Source organism: Mesorhizobium sp. PL10, assembly GCF_053714315.1.
Genome location: NZ_JBSKBR010000190.1, coordinates 1 through 529 on the forward strand (window position 1 = coordinate 1; position 529 = coordinate 529).

Annotated in this window: 1 protein-coding gene; it reads left to right on the forward strand. The window is 61.4% G+C overall.

Going from position 1 to position 529, the window contains the following annotated elements; all coding sequences use genetic code 11:
• A partial coding sequence (locus ACWGTO_RS33800; protein ID WP_454578995.1) for a transposase occupies window positions 1-394 on the forward strand: 394 nt, incomplete at its 5' end.
• Window positions 395-529: the final 135 nt, after the last annotated feature.

Here is a 529-nt window from a genome sequence, read left to right on the forward strand (position 1 = left end):
TGAAGGCTCTGGGCTGATCCGTACGGTGATCACGACACCGGCCAACGTCAACGACACGGTGATGGCCGATGCCTTGATCTGTGGCGACGAGAAGACGGTATGGGCGGATGCCGCTTACGACACGCACGCCCGTCGTGCCCGGCTCAAAGCCGAAGGCAAGAAGGCGCGCATCGCACGCCGTCCCAACAAGCATCATGCACTGACGGTGCGGCTCAAGCATTACAACCAACTGATTGGCCGGCGGCGGGCGGCGGTGGAGACCACTTTCGCCACGCTCAAGAACCGCATGAAGCTGACCAGGATCCGCTATGTCGGACTGGCCAAGGCAGCCGGTCAGGTGACGATGGCGGCGATCGCCTTCAACATGCGCCGATGGGCTGCCATCACGGGATAGGTGCGTCCGCAGTCAGGCCGAATGGCCCAAACACCCACCTCAAACCTCAAAACAAGGCCTCAATCCCCAAGAGGCAAGCAACGAACCACTGTATTCGCATCCCGGCCGCACTCTCTCGTACTGTGCAACAGGTCC